General features: G+C 71.7%; 16 protein-coding genes. 9 read left to right on the top strand and 7 right to left on the bottom strand.

The window, feature by feature from the left end; all coding sequences use genetic code 11:
- Positions 1-44: 44 nt before the first annotated feature.
- Genes AC5WRL_RS09940 through AC5WRL_RS09925 form a run of 4 tightly spaced genes read left to right on the top strand, consistent with a single transcriptional unit; the run spans position 45 to position 4,578 of the window.
- Entirely contained in the window at positions 45-1,025 is a 981-nt protein-coding gene (locus AC5WRL_RS09940) for a carbohydrate ABC transporter permease (RefSeq protein WP_496088030.1), read from the top strand.
- The gene (locus AC5WRL_RS09935; RefSeq protein WP_496088029.1) at positions 1,022-1,936 is read left to right on the top strand and encodes a carbohydrate ABC transporter permease; all 915 of its coding nucleotides are present in this window, start codon (positions 1,022-1,024) and stop codon (positions 1,934-1,936) included. Before AC5WRL_RS09940 ends, AC5WRL_RS09935 begins: the two co-directional genes overlap by 4 nt.
- A 7-nt stretch (positions 1,937-1,943) precedes the next feature.
- Entirely contained in the window at positions 1,944-3,536 is a 1,593-nt protein-coding gene (locus AC5WRL_RS09930) for a glycoside hydrolase family 3 protein (protein ID WP_496088028.1), read from the top strand.
- The gene (locus AC5WRL_RS09925; protein WP_496088027.1) at positions 3,526-4,578 is read left to right on the top strand and encodes an SIS domain-containing protein; all 1,053 of its coding nucleotides are present in this window, start codon (positions 3,526-3,528) and stop codon (positions 4,576-4,578) included. Before AC5WRL_RS09930 ends, AC5WRL_RS09925 begins: the two co-directional genes overlap by 11 nt.
- A gap of 60 nt (positions 4,579-4,638) precedes the next feature.
- On the opposite strand, the gene AC5WRL_RS09920 is transcribed toward AC5WRL_RS09925, so the two are convergent.
- Positions 4,639-5,397, bottom strand: coding sequence for an SDR family oxidoreductase (locus AC5WRL_RS09920; RefSeq protein WP_496088026.1), 759 nt, complete (start codon positions 5,395-5,397; stop codon positions 4,639-4,641).
- A gap of 84 nt (positions 5,398-5,481) precedes the next feature.
- Between AC5WRL_RS09920 and AC5WRL_RS09915 the strand changes: the two genes are divergently transcribed.
- Both AC5WRL_RS09915 and AC5WRL_RS09910 read left to right on the top strand, forming a co-directional pair.
- Entirely contained in the window at positions 5,482-6,123 is a 642-nt protein-coding gene (locus tag AC5WRL_RS09915; RefSeq protein WP_496088025.1) for a TetR/AcrR family transcriptional regulator, read from the top strand.
- A gap of 297 nt (positions 6,124-6,420) precedes the next feature.
- Positions 6,421-7,914: a sensor histidine kinase gene (locus tag AC5WRL_RS09910; protein WP_496088024.1), complete on the top strand. Its 1,494-nt coding sequence runs from the start codon at positions 6,421-6,423 to the stop codon at positions 7,912-7,914.
- A gap of 180 nt (positions 7,915-8,094) precedes the next feature.
- Here the strand turns inward: AC5WRL_RS09910 and AC5WRL_RS09905 are convergent, their stop codons facing one another.
- Both AC5WRL_RS09905 and AC5WRL_RS09900 read right to left on the bottom strand, forming a co-directional pair.
- On the bottom strand, positions 8,095-8,352 hold the full coding sequence (locus AC5WRL_RS09905; RefSeq protein WP_019433310.1) for a WhiB family transcriptional regulator: 258 nt from the start codon (positions 8,350-8,352) through the stop codon (positions 8,095-8,097).
- 330 nt (positions 8,353-8,682) lie between these two features.
- Positions 8,683-9,651 (bottom strand): diacylglycerol/lipid kinase family protein, encoded by a 969-nt coding sequence (locus AC5WRL_RS09900; protein WP_496088023.1) that lies wholly within the window; start codon positions 9,649-9,651, stop codon positions 8,683-8,685.
- A 74-nt stretch (positions 9,652-9,725) separates the two neighbouring features.
- Between AC5WRL_RS09900 and AC5WRL_RS09895 the strand changes: the two genes are divergently transcribed.
- Positions 9,726-10,139, top strand: a complete 414-nt coding sequence (locus tag AC5WRL_RS09895) for a hypothetical protein (RefSeq protein ID WP_496088022.1) — start codon at positions 9,726-9,728, stop codon at positions 10,137-10,139.
- A 73-nt stretch (positions 10,140-10,212) separates the two neighbouring features.
- Here AC5WRL_RS09895 and AC5WRL_RS09890 read toward each other — a convergent pair whose 3' ends face one another.
- The 3 genes from AC5WRL_RS09890 to AC5WRL_RS09880 all read right to left on the bottom strand — a co-directional run bounded on the left by AC5WRL_RS09890 (position 10,213) and on the right by AC5WRL_RS09880 (position 12,638).
- The gene (locus AC5WRL_RS09890) at positions 10,213-11,220 is read right to left on the bottom strand and encodes an RNA polymerase sigma factor SigF (RefSeq protein ID WP_496088441.1); all 1,008 of its coding nucleotides are present in this window, start codon (positions 11,218-11,220) and stop codon (positions 10,213-10,215) included.
- Complete coding sequence (locus AC5WRL_RS09885) at positions 11,109-11,522, bottom strand: ATP-binding protein (protein ID WP_496088021.1); 414 nt, start codon at positions 11,520-11,522, stop codon at positions 11,109-11,111. The genes AC5WRL_RS09890 and AC5WRL_RS09885 overlap by 112 nt, the downstream gene beginning before the upstream one ends.
- 162 nt (positions 11,523-11,684) lie before the next feature.
- Entirely contained in the window at positions 11,685-12,638 is a 954-nt protein-coding gene (locus tag AC5WRL_RS09880) for a 1-aminocyclopropane-1-carboxylate deaminase/D-cysteine desulfhydrase (protein WP_496088020.1), read from the bottom strand.
- 163 nt (positions 12,639-12,801) lie between these two features.
- On the opposite strand from AC5WRL_RS09880, the gene AC5WRL_RS09875 reads away from it, so the two are divergent.
- Positions 12,802-15,000 carry an ATP-binding domain-containing protein gene (locus AC5WRL_RS09875; protein WP_496088019.1) on the top strand — a complete coding sequence of 733 codons (2,199 nt, stop codon included), beginning with the start codon at positions 12,802-12,804 and terminating at the stop codon, positions 14,998-15,000.
- On the opposite strand, the gene AC5WRL_RS09870 is transcribed toward AC5WRL_RS09875, so the two are convergent.
- Positions 14,978-15,445 carry an NUDIX domain-containing protein gene (locus AC5WRL_RS09870; RefSeq protein WP_496088018.1) on the bottom strand — a complete coding sequence of 156 codons (468 nt, stop codon included), beginning with the start codon at positions 15,443-15,445 and terminating at the stop codon, positions 14,978-14,980. The genes AC5WRL_RS09875 and AC5WRL_RS09870 overlap by 23 nt on opposite strands.
- A gap of 76 nt (positions 15,446-15,521) precedes the next feature.
- On the opposite strand from AC5WRL_RS09870, the gene AC5WRL_RS09865 reads away from it, so the two are divergent.
- A partial coding sequence (locus AC5WRL_RS09865) for a four-helix bundle copper-binding protein (RefSeq protein ID WP_496088017.1) occupies positions 15,522-15,940 on the top strand: 419 nt, incomplete at its 3' end.

Below are 15,940 nucleotides of genomic sequence, written 5' to 3'. Positions count from 1 at the left end.
CCACGCGGCGGCTGCCCCCCGGCGAAGGATGAGGAACGACACGCATGTTGACCGTGGACACCGAGGGACCCGGCTCCGGCCCGGCGGCGGCTACCGCCGGCCGGGCCGCCCGGCCCGGCCGCCGGTTCGCGCCGCCCGGCGGCTGGCTGCCGTATCTGCTGATCACGCCCGCCGTGCTGGCGATCGTGGGCATCCTCGGCTACGCCCTGGTGCGCAACCTCCTCATCTCCTTCCAGGCGTTCGGCCGCCGCCAGCTGATCTCCCACACCACCGAGTGGACGGGGCTGGACAACTACCGGCGGGTGCTGGAGGACGAACGCTTCTGGGCCTCCCTGGTCCGCACCTTCGTCTTCATGGCCGCCAACGTGGTGCTGATCATGGTGATCGGCACCCTCATCGGGCTGCTGCTGAACAAGCTCGGCAAGCGCATGCGGCTGACCCTGTCGATCGCCCTGGTGTTCGCCTGGGCCATGCCGGTGATCGCCACCACCACGGTCTTCCGCTGGCTGTTCGACACCCAGTTCGGGGTGGCCAACTGGGTGATGCGCACCCTGGGCTTCTCCGGCTACGAACAGCACAACTGGTTCGCCACCGGCTTCTCCACCCTGTCGATCGTCACCGTGCTGATCGTGTGGGCCTCGGTGCCCTTCGTGGCACTCAACCTGTACGCCGGACTCACCACCATCAGCGGTGAGATCTACGAGGCGGCCCGGATGGACGGCGCCTCGGGCCCGCGGATCTTCTGGTCCATCACCGCCCCGATCATGCGGCCGTTCTTCCTCATCACCACCTTCCTGGAGATCATCTGGGTCTTCAAGGCGTTCACCCAGATCTACGCCTTGAACGCCGGCGGACCCAGCCGGGAGTCCGAGACCCTGCCCGTCATGGCCTACATCGAGGGCATGGGCCAAAACCAGTACGGCTCGGCGGCGGCCATCTCCGTACTCACCCTGATCATCCTGCTGATCGCCCTGTCCTTCTACTTCCGCCTGATCCTCAAGCAGGAGAAGGAGCAGCAGCCATGACCGCCACCGACCAGGCCCTCGCGCGGCCCCCGGCCGGGGGGCGCACCGCCGTACGGAGCGACGTCTCCGCCTCCGCGCGCGCCCGCCGGGCCAAGCGCCTGAACCGGGCCGGGCTCAACGCGGTGGCCCTCGCGCTGACCGTGCTGTTCCTCTTTCCCGTGTACTGGATGTTCTCCACCTCCTTCAAGAGCAACTCCCAGGTGCTGGTGAAGGACCCCGTCTTCTTCTTCACCCCGACCTTCGAGCACTACACCACCGCCACCGGCGTGGAGCTGTTCTGGACGTATGTCCGCAACAGCGTCGTGGTGACGCTGGCCGCCGTGCTGCTGGCCCTGATCGTGGCGCTGGCCGCCAGCTTCGCCATCGCCCGGCTGAACTTCCGCGGCCGGCGCGGCATGGTCCTCGTGGTGATGATGGCCCAGATGGCGCCCTGGGAAATCCTGATCATCGTGATGTATCTGAACGCCCGGGACGCCCAGGCGCTCAACAGCCTGGTCACCCTGATCGTCATCTATTTCGTGATGGCGCTGCCCTTCACCATCTGGACCCTGCGCGGCTTCATCGCCGCTGTGCCCAAGGAGCTGGAGGAAGCCGCCCTCATCGACGGCTGCACCCGCACCCAGGCGTTCTTCCGGATCATCTTCCCGCTGCTGGCCCCCGGACTGATGGCCACCTCACTGTTCGGCTTCATCATGGCGTGGAATGAGTACGCCATGGTCCTGGTGCTCAACAAGGCCCCCGACATGGCCACCCTGCCGCTGTGGCTCACCCAGTTCCAGACCAACTTCGGCAATGACTGGGGCGCCACCATGGCCGCCTCCTCCCTGTTCACCGTCCCCGTGCTGATCGTCTTTCTCCTCCTCCAGCGAAGGGTCACCGGCGGTCTCTCCGCGGGTGCCGTGAAGGGATAGCACCCCGATGACCACCACCCACCGCGTCACCGACACCCTCACCCGGGACGCCCTGGCCGTGCTCCAGCCCACCTTCGCCGGCACCGACCGGGCACCGGCCTGGCTGCTGCGGCAACTGGAGAACGGCATGACCGGGGTCGGCCTGTTCGGCCGCAATGTGCACAGCACCGAACAACTGGCCGCCCTCACCGGGGCGCTGCGCGCCGCCAACCCCGAGGTACTGGTCGCCACCGACGAGGAGGCCGGCGATGTCACCCGCCTGGAACTGATCGGCGGCTCCTCCTTCCCCGGCAACCACGCCCTGGGCGCGGCGGATGACCCCGACCTCACCCGCGCGGTGGCCACCGCCATCGGCCACCGGCTCACCGAATGCGGCATCACCGTCAACTGGGCGCCCTCGGCCGACATCAACACCGACCCCGGCAACCCGGTGATCGGGGTGCGCTCCTTCGGCGAGGACCCCGACCTGGTCGCCCGGCACACCGTCGCCTTCGTCGAAGGACTCCAGAGCACCGGTGTCGCCGCCTGCGTCAAACACTTCCCCGGCCACGGCAACACCAGCGTCGACTCCCATCTCGCGCTGCCCCGCATCGACATCGATCTCGACACCCTCCACTCCCGCGAACTCGTCCCCTTCAAGGCCGCCATCGCCGCCGGCACCCGCTGCGTGATGAGCGCCCACATCCTGCTGCCCGCCCTGGACCCCGACCGCCCCGGCACGCTCAGCCCCACCGTGCTCAACGGTCTGCTGCGCGCCCCGCAGACGGAGGGCGGCCTCGGCTTCGACGGGGTGATCTACTCCGACGCCATCGAGATGAAGGCGATCGAGGCCGTGCACGGCCTGGCCCGCGGCTGCGCCCTGGCGGTGGCCGCCGGGGCCGACGCCATCTGCGTGGGCGGCACCCCCTCCGACGAGGCGGAGGTGCTGCACCTGCGGGACGCGATCATCCAGGCGGTACGGGACGGGGAACTGTCCGAGGAACGGCTCCACGACGCCGCCGAACGCGTCCGCGCCCTGGGCCGCTGGACCGCCCGGGCCCGTACCGAGGCCGTCACCGGAGCCGCCGCGGACGCCGGCACCGGCCGCCCCGTGCCGGACATCGGTCTGGCCGCCGCCCGCCGTGCCCTGCGGCTCACCCGCCCGGCGGGCGGCCCTCCGCACAGCCCGCCGACCCTGCCGCCCTATGTGGCCTCCTTCCATCCTGTCGCCAACATCGCCGTGGGCCACCGCACCCCGTGGGGGGTGGCCACCGAACTGGAGCAACTGCTGCCCGGCACCCGCTCCGCCGATCACACCGCCGACCAGGCGCAGGCCGCCGGACCGGCCGCCCTCGCCGCCGGCATCCTGGAAGAGGCGGGCGAGCACCCGGTGGTCGCCGTGGTCCGCGACGCCCATCGGCACCCGTGGATGGCCGACACCCTGACCGCGCTGCTCGCCGCCCGGCCCGACACCATCGTGGTGGAGATGGGGGTGCCCGCCTCCGCGCCCGCCGGCGCGCTGCACATCGCCACCCACGGCGCCGCCCGGGTCTGCGGCCGGGCCGCCGCCGAGGTCATCGCCGGTGCACCGGCGGGGGAGGACCGTGACCATGACCGGTGACCGGCCCGGCCGGATCATGGCCGGCGAGATGGCCCAGCAACCCGCCGTGCTGCGCCGCCTGCTGACCGAGGGTGCCCCCGCCGTCCGGGAGACGGCCCGCGCGATCGCCGCCCGCCGCCCCCGGTTCGTGCTGCTGACCGCCCGGGGCACCTCCGACCATGCCGCGCTCTACGCCAAGTACCTGCTGGAAATCGATCTTGGTATGCCCTGCGGCCTCACCTCCATGTCCACCACCACCGCCTACGCGGCCACCCCCGATCTGCGCGATGTCCTGGTCATCACGGTGAGCCAGTCCGGCGGCTCACCCGATCTGCTCGCCTCCACCCAGGCCGCCCGCGCGGCCGGGGCGATCACCCTCGCGGTGACCAACAACCCCTCCTCCCCACTGGCCGCCGCCTCCGAGTTCCACCTCGATGTGCTGGCCGGGCCCGAACAGGCCCTGCCGGCCACCAAGACCTACACCGCCGAACTGCTGGCGCTGTATCTCCTGGTGCAGGGGCTGCGGGAGACGGACGGGGCGCCGGCCGCCGCCCCGCTGCCCGAACTCGCCGAGCGGATCCTCCGGCGCCGCCCGGAGATCACCACCCTCGCCGCCCGCTACCGCTTCGCCGAGCGCATGGTGCTCACCTCCCGTGGCTACGGCTATCCCACGGCCAAGGAAGCCGCGCTGAAACTGATGGAGACCAGCTACATCCCGGCCCTGTCCTACTCGGGGGCGGATCTGCTGCACGGCCCACTGGCCATGGTCGACAACATTTCCCCGGTGATCGCCATCGTCACCGACGGCAAGGGCGGCCAGGCCCTGCAACCGGTGCTCGACCGGCTCCGGGACCGGGGGGCGGATCTGATGGTGGTCGGGCCCGCACCACAAGTGGACGCGGCCTCGGCCGGCTTCGCCCTGCACACCGAGGGGGTGCCGGAGAACCTTCAGCCGATCCTGGAGATCATCCCGCTCCAGATGCTCGCCCACGAGATCACCCTCGCCCGGGGCCAGGACCCGGACGCGCCGCGCGCCCTGGCCAAGGTCACCGAGACCAGTTGACCGGCGGGCTCTGCCGGCCGAGCCGATCTCGCCCTCGTCCTCGTCCTCGTCCTGCGGGGGTTACAGCAGCGCGCCCCCGGACGCCTCTATCCACTGGCCGGTGACCCAGCGGCTGTCGTCACAGGCGAGAAACGCGGCGATGTCCGCTATGTCGCCGGCCTCCGCCACCCGCCCGAGCGCGGACTGCTCCGCCGTCGCCCGCCGGGCCTCCTGCGAGCCGCGCAGCCAGCCGGCGTTCATATCGGTGTCCACCGCGCCCGGTGCGATGGCGTTGACCGTGATCCCGCGCGGGCCGAGCTCCTTGGCCAGCACCGGGGTCAGCCGGTCGAGGGCACCCTTGGTCATCGAGTACGCCACGAGCCCGGGCTTCCGCGCGGCGCTCGCGGTGAGGTTGGTGGAGAGATTGATGATTCGCCCGCCGTCCCGCAGCCGGGACAGCGCGAGTTGGGCGATGAAGAACGGCGCCCGGGTGTTGACCGCGAACAGCCGGTCGAACTCCTCGGTGCCGGTGCCCGCGACCCCACCGCCCGAGCCATTGATCCCGGCGTTGTTCACCAGGATGTCCACTCCGTCCGCCTGAGCGTCGAACGCCGCCCACAGCGCCTCCGCGTCACCCGGCACGCCCAGCTCGGCGCCCAGGGCGAACGCGCTGCCGCCCGCCGCCTCGATCGCCGCGACCGTCTCCTTGGCCGCCGCCTCGCCCCGCCCGTAGTGCACCGCGACCCGCGCGCCGTCCCGCGCCAGCCGCTCCGCGATCGCCCGCCCGATGCCCCGGCTGCCGCCCGTGACCAGTGCCGTCTTCCCCGAGAGCGCGCTCATCCGCCGCCCACCACCTTTCTCTAGCAGTCGCTACAGAAAGGAACGTAGCACGATTTTTGAAGCACTCGCTATAGAATGGCGTCCATGGTCACCCGATCGCGTGGTCGCCCCCGTTCCTTTGACCGGGCCACCGCACTGGAACGCGCCATGCTCTCCTTCTGGGAGCACGGCTACGACGCCACCTCCATCGCCGATCTCACCCGCGAGATGGGCATCGGCGCCCCCAGCCTGTACGCGGCGTTCGGCGACAAGAAGACGCTCTTCGAAGAGGCCCTGCGCTGCTACGTCGACCGGCAGGGCTTCGTCCACCGGGCCCTGAACGAGGAGCCCACCGCCCACGCCGCCGTCGCCCGCGTCCTGTATGAGGCCGCCGACGAGTACACCCGCCCCGGCCGGCCCCCCGGCTGCATGATCCTCATGTCCACCGCCCACGCCGACGCCTCACGGGAGGCCGCCCACCAGCTGCGGCAGCGCCGCGAGCGGACCCTGACCGTCCTGCGGCACCGCATCCAGGACGGCATCGCCGCCGGTGAACTGCCCGAGGGCGCCGGCGCCGCGGCGCTGGCCCGCTACGTCCAGGGGGTGATGACCGGCATGAGCCAGCAGTCGTGCGAAGGCGCGAGCAGGGAAGAGCTGGAAGCGGTGGCGGCGATCGCCCTGCGCGCCTGGCCGGTGGCCGGCGCCCCGCGCGGCGAGCCCTCCCGCACCCAGGGCCGCGGCGCCTGAGAGGGACCCTCAACCCTCCCGGCACCGCAGCCCGGAGCGATCGCGGACCCGGGCGCCGTCAGGGCAGAGAGCACCGGGGCCTCGCGTCTGCCCTCCTGTGCGGGGAAGGCAGAGGCAGAAAGAAGCTGCGGTCCGCTCCATTCTGACCGCAGGGGTGGCGGGTGTCCATGCTCTGAACGCATTTCCTGCGCCCACCGCCGCCATCTGCCCGTATCACGACGTTTCTTGATCGATGCGGCGCACACCACGCGGTGCGCGGCGCCCGCCATCCGGACACCCGCCGGTAAGCTCCCCCGTGTGCCCTCCATGAACGACCTCGTCCACCAGCACACCGACCTCGGGGAACGTGACCTTGAGTGGCTGCATCTGCTGGTCTCCGAATGGCAGCTGCTCTCGGACCTCTCCTTCGCGGACCTGGTGCTGTGGCTTCCCACCCGGGACGGCACCCGCTATGTCTCCGTCGCCCAGATGCGCCCCAACACCGGCCCCACCTCCTACCAGGACGACATGGTCGGCCACCTCGTGCCGCGCGGCCGGCGCCCGCTGCTCGACGTCGCCCACGACGAGGGCCGCATCGTCCGTGAGGGCGACCCCGAGTGGCGCGAGGAGGTCCCGGTCCGGGTCGAGTCCATCCCGGTACGCCGCGAGGGCCGCGTCCTGGGCGTCATCGCCCGCAACACCAACCTCCTCACCGTCCGCACCCCCAGCCGCCTCGAACTCACCTATCTGCAAAGCGCCTCCGACCTCGCCCAGATGATCGCCGGCGGCACCTTCCCCTACCCCGGCCAGCAGGTCGGCATGGACCGCGCCCCCCGGGTCGGCGACGGCTTCATGCGGCTCGACGCCGACGGCGTCGTCCAGTACGCCAGCCCCAACGCGCTCTCCGCGTACCACCGCCTGGGCCTCGCCGCCGACCTCGTCGGCCTGCCGCTGGGCCCCACCACCGCCGAACTCGCCCCCACCCGCGGCCCGGTGGACGAATCCCTGGTGAAGCTGGCCAGCGGCTACGCCCCCCGGGAGACCGAGATCGAGGGCAACGACTGCGTCGTCCAGCTGCGCGCCATCCCGCTCAAACCCAAGGGCGAGCACATCGGTTCGCTCATACTGCTGCGCGATGTGACCGAACTGCGCCGCCGCGAGCGCGAGCTGATCACCAAGGACGCCACCATCCGGGAGATCCACCACCGGGTGAAGAACAACCTCCAGACCGTGGCCGCCCTGCTGCGCCTCCAGGCCCGCAGGATCGGCGCCACCGGCGACGAGAACGCCCGTGCCGCGCTGGACGAGGCGGTCCGCCGGGTCGGCTCCATCGCCATCGTGCACGAGACGCTCTCCCAGAACCTGGACGAGCGGGTCGAGTTCGACGAGATCGCCGACCGGGTGATCACCATGGTCGCCGAACTCTCCCCGGACGGCCGGGTCACCGGCCGCCGCAAGGGCCGGTTCGGCATTCTGGACGCCGAGACCGCCACCCCGCTGTCCATGGTGCTCACCGAGATTCTCCAGAACGCCCTGGAGCACGCCTTCGGCCCCGGCGAGACCGGCCGGATCGAGGTCGGTGCGACCCGTACCGAGGTACGCCGCGGGTCCGCCCGGCTGCTGGTCACCGTGACCGACAACGGCAGCGGACTGCCTGCGGGTTTCGATCCGCACACCGACGGCAGCCTGGGATTGCAGATCGTCCGCACTTTGGTGGAGGGGGAGTTGGGCGGGCGCTTCGACATGATCCCGGCGGAGGGCGGCGGCACCCGCGCCGTGCTCGACCTCCCCGTCGACCAGCACAAACGCTGAACACGGCGCTGCCCGGCACAGGCACAGCACTGAGCCCCGGACCTGAAGTGGTCCGGGGCTCAGCCGCGTTCATCGCTTTTCGCGTATCGCGTGGGCACCTTCGGTCGGTGCGCTGTGCTGCGGCTCGGAGGCAGCAGTGGCGGGGTGGCAGCCGCCGGGCGTGGCCTGGGCCGGCCTGGATCAGGCGGTGGCCTTCCGTGCCCGGTTGCGAGCGGCGCGGCGCTTCATGGCGCGGCGCTCGTCCTCGCTCATCCCACCCCAGACGCCGGAGTCCTGGCCGGACTCCAGCGCCCACTGCAGGCACTGCTCCATGACGGGGCAGCGGCGGCAGACGGCCTTGGCTTCCTCGATCTGCAGCAGCGCGGGACCGGTGTTGCCGATGGGGAAGAACAGCTCGGGGTCTTCCTCGCGGCAAACGGCGTTGTGACGCCAGTCCATGTCTGCTCCATCTCCTGCACGTTGCAGTAACATTGCTTGTGAATGTGAACGCTTTCACGAACCCCCCGACGAAGAACGAGCCGTTGCTTGCGCTGCGGTGGATGTCTTCGGCGGGATCCCGCTGGGTGGGGAAGAAGGATTCGGGCGATCTGGGGGCCGAGGTGTCGGCCGTCCCGATCGCCATGTAGAGGTTCGCAAACCTCAGCGGCGGATACAACCCCTTCCGGAAAGTTTTTTTTGAATCCTTGGTGTCGTGTTGCTCACAGCCCTACTTCTCCCGGGTGGAGTCTGGGCTAAACGTTCGACTGTAAGGACTTTTCGCCGTTCCGCTCACACAATCACACGCAGTGCACGGCGTACGCCTGTGAAGGTCACACTCGTGCGCACTCCGAGATGGTCACCATCAAGCTGAAACGGCAGTGGCACCTGCGATTGCAAGGTGAACTCCGTCTCATCGTGCAGCGACACCACGTGCTTCCCCTGTGGCCCGCGTTCGGGCGAGGAGCGCAGAAGCTGGGTGACATAACGGGTCATACCCGTCGAAGACATCTTGGAGACCGCCATCACATCCAGCGCGGTGTCGAACGACGCCCGCGGCGCCGCGTACACCGGCCGATTGCCCAGATATGTCCAGGGCGCGGTGTTGCACACTATCCCCAACACCAGCTCCGCCACCGGATCCTGGCCCGGCCGCAGCAACGTGATCGGCCCCCGCTCCCCATGCGGATGCCGCACAAAGGTACGCAGCGCCTGCCGTACGTACAGGGCGTGCGTGGACCGCTTGCCGCGCTCGCGCTCCCGCTCCACGCGCCCCACCACCCCGGCGTCGAAGCCGAGCCCCGCACAGAACGTGAACCAGCGCTTGGGCACCTCCGCGTCCCGCGAATCCGGCGTCCCGGACGCCAGGCCGAGCCCGATCGTCCGCTCCGAACCGTTGTGCAGCGCGTCCAGCAGCGCCCCGGTGGCCTCCACCGCGTCATTGGGCAGCCCCAGCGCCCGCGCGAAGACATTGGTGGAGCCGCCCGGCAGCACCGCGAGCCTGGGCAGCCGGTCCAGCTCGGGGCCGTGGTGCAGCAGCCCGTTGACCACCTCGTTCGCCGTGCCGTCCCCGCCCAGCGCGATCACGATGTCCACGCTCTCGTCCTCCGCCGCCCGCCGGGCCAGCTCCCTGGCATGGCCCCGGTGTTCGGTGGCGGCGACCTCCAGCTTCAGATCGCTGGCGAGTGCGTGCGTGAGCACATCACGGGTCCGCACACTGGTGGTGGTGGCGACCGGATTGACCACGAGAAGCGCGCGCATGAAGTGCAGCGTACCCAGCACGGGAGGATCCGGGCGCCACGGGTGGTGTCCCACTGGCCCGATACCCTGGCGGCGTGAGCGAGAACAGCACCCCGGCCGAGCGGCCCCGCGCCCTGACTACCGCCGCCGTACTCACCGGCCTCCAGGGGCTCGTCGCGGTGGGCCTGGGCGGCTACATGCTGCTGCTCGCCGCCACCGGCGACCCCGGCAACCCGCTCCAGGCCGTCACCGGGGCCATCACCGTACTGGTGCTGGCCCTGGCTCCGCTGGCCGCCGGGCACGGACTGTGGCGGCTGCGCTCCTGGAGCCGCGGCCCGGCCGTGATCACCCAGCTGCTGATGCTGCCGGTGGCCGGCACCCTGGCCGGCAGCGGCGGTGCCTGGCCGGCCGTCGCGCTCGCGCTGGGCGGCTCGGCGCTGGCGGTGCTGTTCTGCCTCATGAACCAGTCCTCCGCCCGCGCGCTGGGCGTCGGCGCCCGCCGCGCCTGACGAAGTACCTGAGAGGTACGGGTACGGGGTACGGGCCGGGCTGACCCGGTACCCGCCCCACGCTCCTCGCCCCTCACTCCTCCACGAGCAGCTTGTCCCGCAACTGCGCCAGCGTCCGCGCCAGCAGCCGGGAGACATGCATCTGCGAGATCCCGACCTCCTGCGCGATCTGCGACTGGGTCATGTTGCCGAAGAACCGCAGCAGCAGGATCTTCTTCTCGCGCGGCGGCAACTCCTCCAGCAGCGGCTTGAGCGACTCGCGGTACTCCACACCCTCCAGCGCGTCGTCCTCCGCGCCCAGGGTGTCCGCCACGGCCGGCGACTCGTCGTCCGTGTCCGGGACATCGAGCGACAGCGTGCTGTACGCGTTCGCCGACTCCAGGCCCTCCAGCACCTCCTCCTCGGAGATGTTCAGCCGCTCGGCCAGCTCGTGCACCGTCGGCGCCCGACCGTGCTGCTGGGACAGCTCCGCGGTGGCCGTGGACAGCGAAAGCCGCAGCTCCTGGAGCCGGCGCGGCACCCGTACCGCCCAGCCCTTGTCCCGGAAGTGCCGCTTGATCTCGCCGACCACGGTGGGCGTGGCGTACGTGGAGAACTCCACGCCGCGCTCCGGGTCGAACCGGTCCACCGACTTGATCAGCCCGATCGTGGCGACCTGGGTGAGATCGTCCAGCGGCTCGCCCCGGTTGCGGAACCGCCGCGCCAGATGCTCCACCAGCGGCAGATGCATTCTGACCAGCGTGTTGCGCAACTCGGCGCGCTGCGGCGAGCCGTCGGGCAGCTCCCGCAGCTCGATGAACAGCTCGCGGGCCGCACTGCGGTCCTGCGGATCGGGCAGCGCCCGCCGGGGGGCGGTCGCCGCCGGTGGTACGGGTGGCGGCTCGGGCTGGCCGGGGATGGCGGCGGCCCGCTCCACTTCGACGTCGTTCATATCGGCCCCCTCGTCAGGTGGCGGCCCCGATTCGCCGGTCACGGCGCTCCGGGGGCGGCGCCGCGCGTCTTGTGCAGGCTGATACTGACCGTCTTGTCGTCCTTGACGGTCGATTCCACCTCGCCGGCCAGCGCGGTCAGGACGGTCCAGGCGAAGGTGTCCCGCTCGGGGGCGTGGCCTTCGGTGGTGGGCGCCGAGACCGTGACCCGCAGGGCATCCCCGACCAGCGTGAAAACGCACTCCAGCACGCTGCCCGGGATGGCTTGCTGGAGCAGGATCGCGCAAGCCTCGTCCACGGCGATGCGCAGATCCTCGATCTCGTCGAGGGTGAAGTCCAAGCGCGCCGCGAGACCGGCCGTGGCCGTACGCAGTACCGAAAGATAGGCACCCGCCGCGGGCAGCCGGACCTCGACGAAGTCCTGCGATCCTGGCTCACCTGGGAACTGGGACACCCTCACCTCCACAGTGGCTGTCACTGATTGAGCGCTGCCCGGCACCACCGAGGGTGCCGCGCGCCAACACGAAACGTACGCCCTGCGACGCTACCGCGATCACTGGCGTGCTGTCGCCTGGATCTTTGCGGCCACCTCAGTGGTATTACTCATCGTAATGCATCAAGTGCGTTCTGTGGTGGGGCGGGTGGGATTCGTTACGGTATCCGGTCCGGGGGTTCCGGTGACCACGGCGGCGATGGTGCTGCCGGGCGCGAACGCCCCCTCGCCGGCCAGGGCGGTCAGCGCGTACAACAGCTTGGCCACGTAGATCAATTCGAGATCCGGGAGGCCGTGCCTGGCGGCGAAGTCGGCGGCGAACTCCCGCAGCGCGCCGGGGGTACGGGCGTACCCGCCGTGGTGGAAGCGGTCATCGAGCCACCACGCGCCGCGCGGCCCCCCGAACGCCTCCGTCTGGAGGGCGCGCACCCGCGCGTCGAGGAACCCGCCCGCCAGGACGGGGATGCCCAGCGCGCGGCGGCCCGGCCCCAGCCCGGCGGCCAGACCGGCGAGGGTGCCGCCGGTGCCGCACGCGACGGCGGCGACATCGGGCGGATCGGCGGCCTCGCGCAGCTCGCGGCCGAGCTCGGCGCAGCCGCGCACCGCCGGCGCGTTGCTGCCGCCCTCCGGCACGAGGTGGCAGTCGCCGAACCGGGCGCGCAGCGCCGCCAGCCACTCCGGGTCGGTACGCAGCCGGTAGTCGGACCTGCTGACGAAGTGCAGCCGCATGCCGTCGGCGGCGCAGCGGGCGAGGGAGGGGTTGAGCGGCCGGTGCGCCAGTTCGTCGCCGCGCACCACGCCGACCGTCGTCAGCCCGGTGATCCGGCCGGCGGCGGCGGTGGCCCGCAGATGACTGGAGTACGCGCCGCCGAAGGTGAGCAGCGCCCGGTGCCCGGCGGCCCGGGCGGCGCGCACATTGGGCATGAGCTTGCGCCACTTGTTGCCGATCAGCTCCGGGTGCAGCAGGTCGTCCCGCTTGAGCAGCAGCCGCAGCCCGTGCCGGCCGAACCGCTCGTCGTGCACCTCCTGGAGCGGGGACGGCGGGTGGGCGGGTGGGCCGGCGCCGTCCTCGATCATGCGCCTGAGCGTACTCCCCGAGGGTTCCCCGCCGGGCGCGGGCGCATAAAAAAACCCCGCCTTGGAATGCGGGGAAAGAATTGCTATATTTCTCGGTTCGATATGTGGCGAAGAAAAGCAAAAAGACTGCCACTTCGGCCAGTTTAGCGAATAGGGGAATCGCTTGTCAACTGTCGTGAAGAGCGAACAGGAATATCTGACCGCGCTCTACGCACGTCTCGACGAACTGCGGGAGCGGACCCGACAGCGGCTCGACCAGGTGCTCGGCGCCACCGGCCTCGGCCACCAGGGGCACTCGGAACGGGACGCCGCAGCGGCCGAACTCGCCCGCCGGCTCGGGCAACTGCATTCCGTCGAGAGCGGACTGTGTTTCGGCCGGCTCACCATGACGGACGGACAGCGTCTCGCCATCGGCCGGATCGGTATCCCGGCGGACGACGATGAAACCGAACCACCCCTGATCGACTGGCGGGCGCCCGCCGCCCGGCCCTTCTACGCCGCCACCGGAGCCAGGACCGAAGGGGTACGAATCCGCCGCCATCTGCGGACCGACGCCCGTACCGTCGTCGGCGTCCAGGACGAGGAACTCGGCGCCGGGGGCGCGGTCGCCGGCCCGGACGGCGACTCCGCGCTGCTCGCCGCCCTCAACGCGCCGCGCACCGGCCGGATGAACGACATCGTGGCCACCATCCAGGCCGAGCAGGACGCCGTCATCCGCTCCCCGCGGGCCGGCGTGCTCGTCGTCCAGGGCGGCCCCGGCACCGGCAAGACCGCCGTCGCCCTGCACCGCGCCGCCTACCTCCTCTACACCCACCGCGAACGGCTCGCCCGCGAGGTGGTGCTCATCGTCGGCCCCGGCACCGCCTTCCTGCGCTACATCGGCGAGGTGCTGCCCTCCCTCGGCGAGAGCGGGGTGCTGCTGGCCACCCCCGCCGAGCTGTACCCCGGGATCACCGCGGACCGTACCGAGGACTCCCGTACCACCGAAATCAAGGGCCGGGCTGCCATGGCCGGGGTGATCGCCGCCGCGCTCGCCGACCGGCAGTGGCTCCCGGCCGCCGCCCTGGAGATCGACCACGAGGGCGAGACCCTGACCCTGGACCGGGCCACCGCCGACCGGCTGCGGCGCCGCGCCCGCGAACTCGGCCTGCCGCACAACGAGGCCGCGTCCGCGCACGGGGAACTCGTCATCGACGCCCTCGCCCGCGGCATCGCGGAGCGGATCGGCGCCGACCCGCCGGCCGGCGGCCTTCCCCTGATCTCCGAGACCGAACTCGACGGCATCCGTGCCGAACTGCGCGACAGCCCCGGCGTACGCGCCGCGCAGCGCCGGCTGTGGCCCCCGCTCACCCCGCAGCGGCTCCTCGACGAACTGTTCGCCTCCGCCGGCCGGCTGGCCATCGCCGCGCCCGAACTCACCGCGCCGGAGCGGGAACTGCTGCTGCGCGCCCCCGGCGGTGGCTGGGCGCCCTCCGACGTCCCGCTGCTGGACGAGGCCGCCGAACTCCTCGGCACCGACGACCGCGCCGCCCGCGCGGCGGCAGCCGCCGAGCACGCCGAACGACTGCGGCTGGCCCAGGAAGCGCTGGAGGTGGCCTACGGCTCGCGCGACACCGAACTCGACGACGGATCCGAGCCCGAGATCCTGTCCGCCTTCGACCTGCTCGACGCCGAACGGCTCGCCGACCGGTACGCCGAGCAGGACCACCGCACCCCCGCCGAACGCGCCGCCGCCGACCGCACCTGGACCTACGGCCACATCGTCGTCGACGAGGCGCAGGAGCTGTCCGCCATGGCCTGGCGGCTGCTGCTGCGCCGCTGTCCCGCGCGTTCCATGACCCTGGTCGGCGACATCGCCCAGAGCAGCGCACCGGGCGGCGCGCGCTCCTGGGCGCACACCCTCGACCCCCACCTCGCCGGCCGCTGGCGCGCCGCCGAGCTGACCGTCAACTACCGGCTGCCGACCGAGATCGCCGCCCCCGCCGCCGAGGTGCTGCGCGCCATCGACCCCGGACTGCGCCCGCCCCGCGCGGTGCGGTCCACCGGGCTGCCGCCCTGGCGCCGTACCGTCCCCGCCGCGCGGCTGGCCGCCGAGACCGCCCGCGCGGTGACCGGTGAACGGGCCGCGCACCCGGACGGCACCGTCGCCGTGATCGCCCCGGCCGCCCGGCGCTCCGCCCTCGCCGCCGCGGTGGGTGCCGCACCCGGGGTGAGCGTGCTGGACCCGCACGCCGCCAAGGGCCTGGAGTACGACACCGTCATCGTCGTGGACCCCGGCGCGATGGCCCTCGCCGACCGCTACGTCGCGCTCACCCGGGCCACCCAGCGCCTCGGGGTGCTCACCCCCAGCCGTGCAGAGTGACCCCCGGCGCGCCGTGCAGCGCCCGTGCCAGCATCCGGTCGGTGGACAGCACCATCCCCTCCGCCGGCAGCGCGTCCGTATCCACCCAGCGCACCTCGGTGTGCTTGCCCGGCTCCATGTTCACCGGCTCGCCGGCCCAGCGCTCCGTCCTGAACACCACCGTCAGGAATCCGGCCGCCCGGACCGTGCCCGGCGCCGCGTGCACCACATGGGCCAGCCGCAGATCCGCCGCCGCGACGCGCAGTCCGGTCTCCTCGCGCAGCTCCCGTACCGCCGCCGCCGTCACCGGCTCGCCCGGCTCGCACTTGCCCACCGGCAGATCCCACAGGCCGGCCCCGAAGCTCGCGCCCGCCCCGCGCCGCAGCAGCACCACCCGGCCGCGTTCCCGGTCGTGCACCACCACGGCGGCGGACAGTGGCGGCGCCGCCGCATCGGAAGTCGTCATGCCCGGCAGCCTAGAGGTTTGCCCACCGGGGCCGGCGGCCACCCGTGGCGCAGCTATCGCATGGAGGTGAAGGACGATGACCACGGCTCACGAGACCATGGTCCGGGGCATGCTGCGCAGCTACCCCGCCGATATGGGGCACGCCGATCAGGAGGCGATGGCCCACTGCATCGAGGCGTGCATGGCCTGCGCGCAGAGCTGTACGGCCTGCGCGGACGCCTGTCTGTCCGAGGTGCGGGTGGCCGATCTGGCCAAGTGTGTACGGACCGACCTGGACTGCGCGGACGTCTGCGAGGCGACCGGTCGGGTGCTGTCCCGGCACACCGGCTATGACGCGAACCTCACCCGCGCCCAGCTGACGGCGTGCGTGGCCGCCTGCGAGGCGTGCGGTGACGAGTGCGGCCGGCACGCGCCGATGCACGAGCACTGCCGGATCTGCGCGGACGCCTGCCGTCGCTGTGCGGAAGCCTGCCGCGCGCTGCTCGCCGTGCTCGG

It is taken from the genome of Streptomyces sp. NTD107, assembly GCF_059510435.1.
The sequence above is the reverse complement of the archived record's forward strand: the minus strand, read 5'-3'. Positions and strand labels throughout refer to the sequence as shown.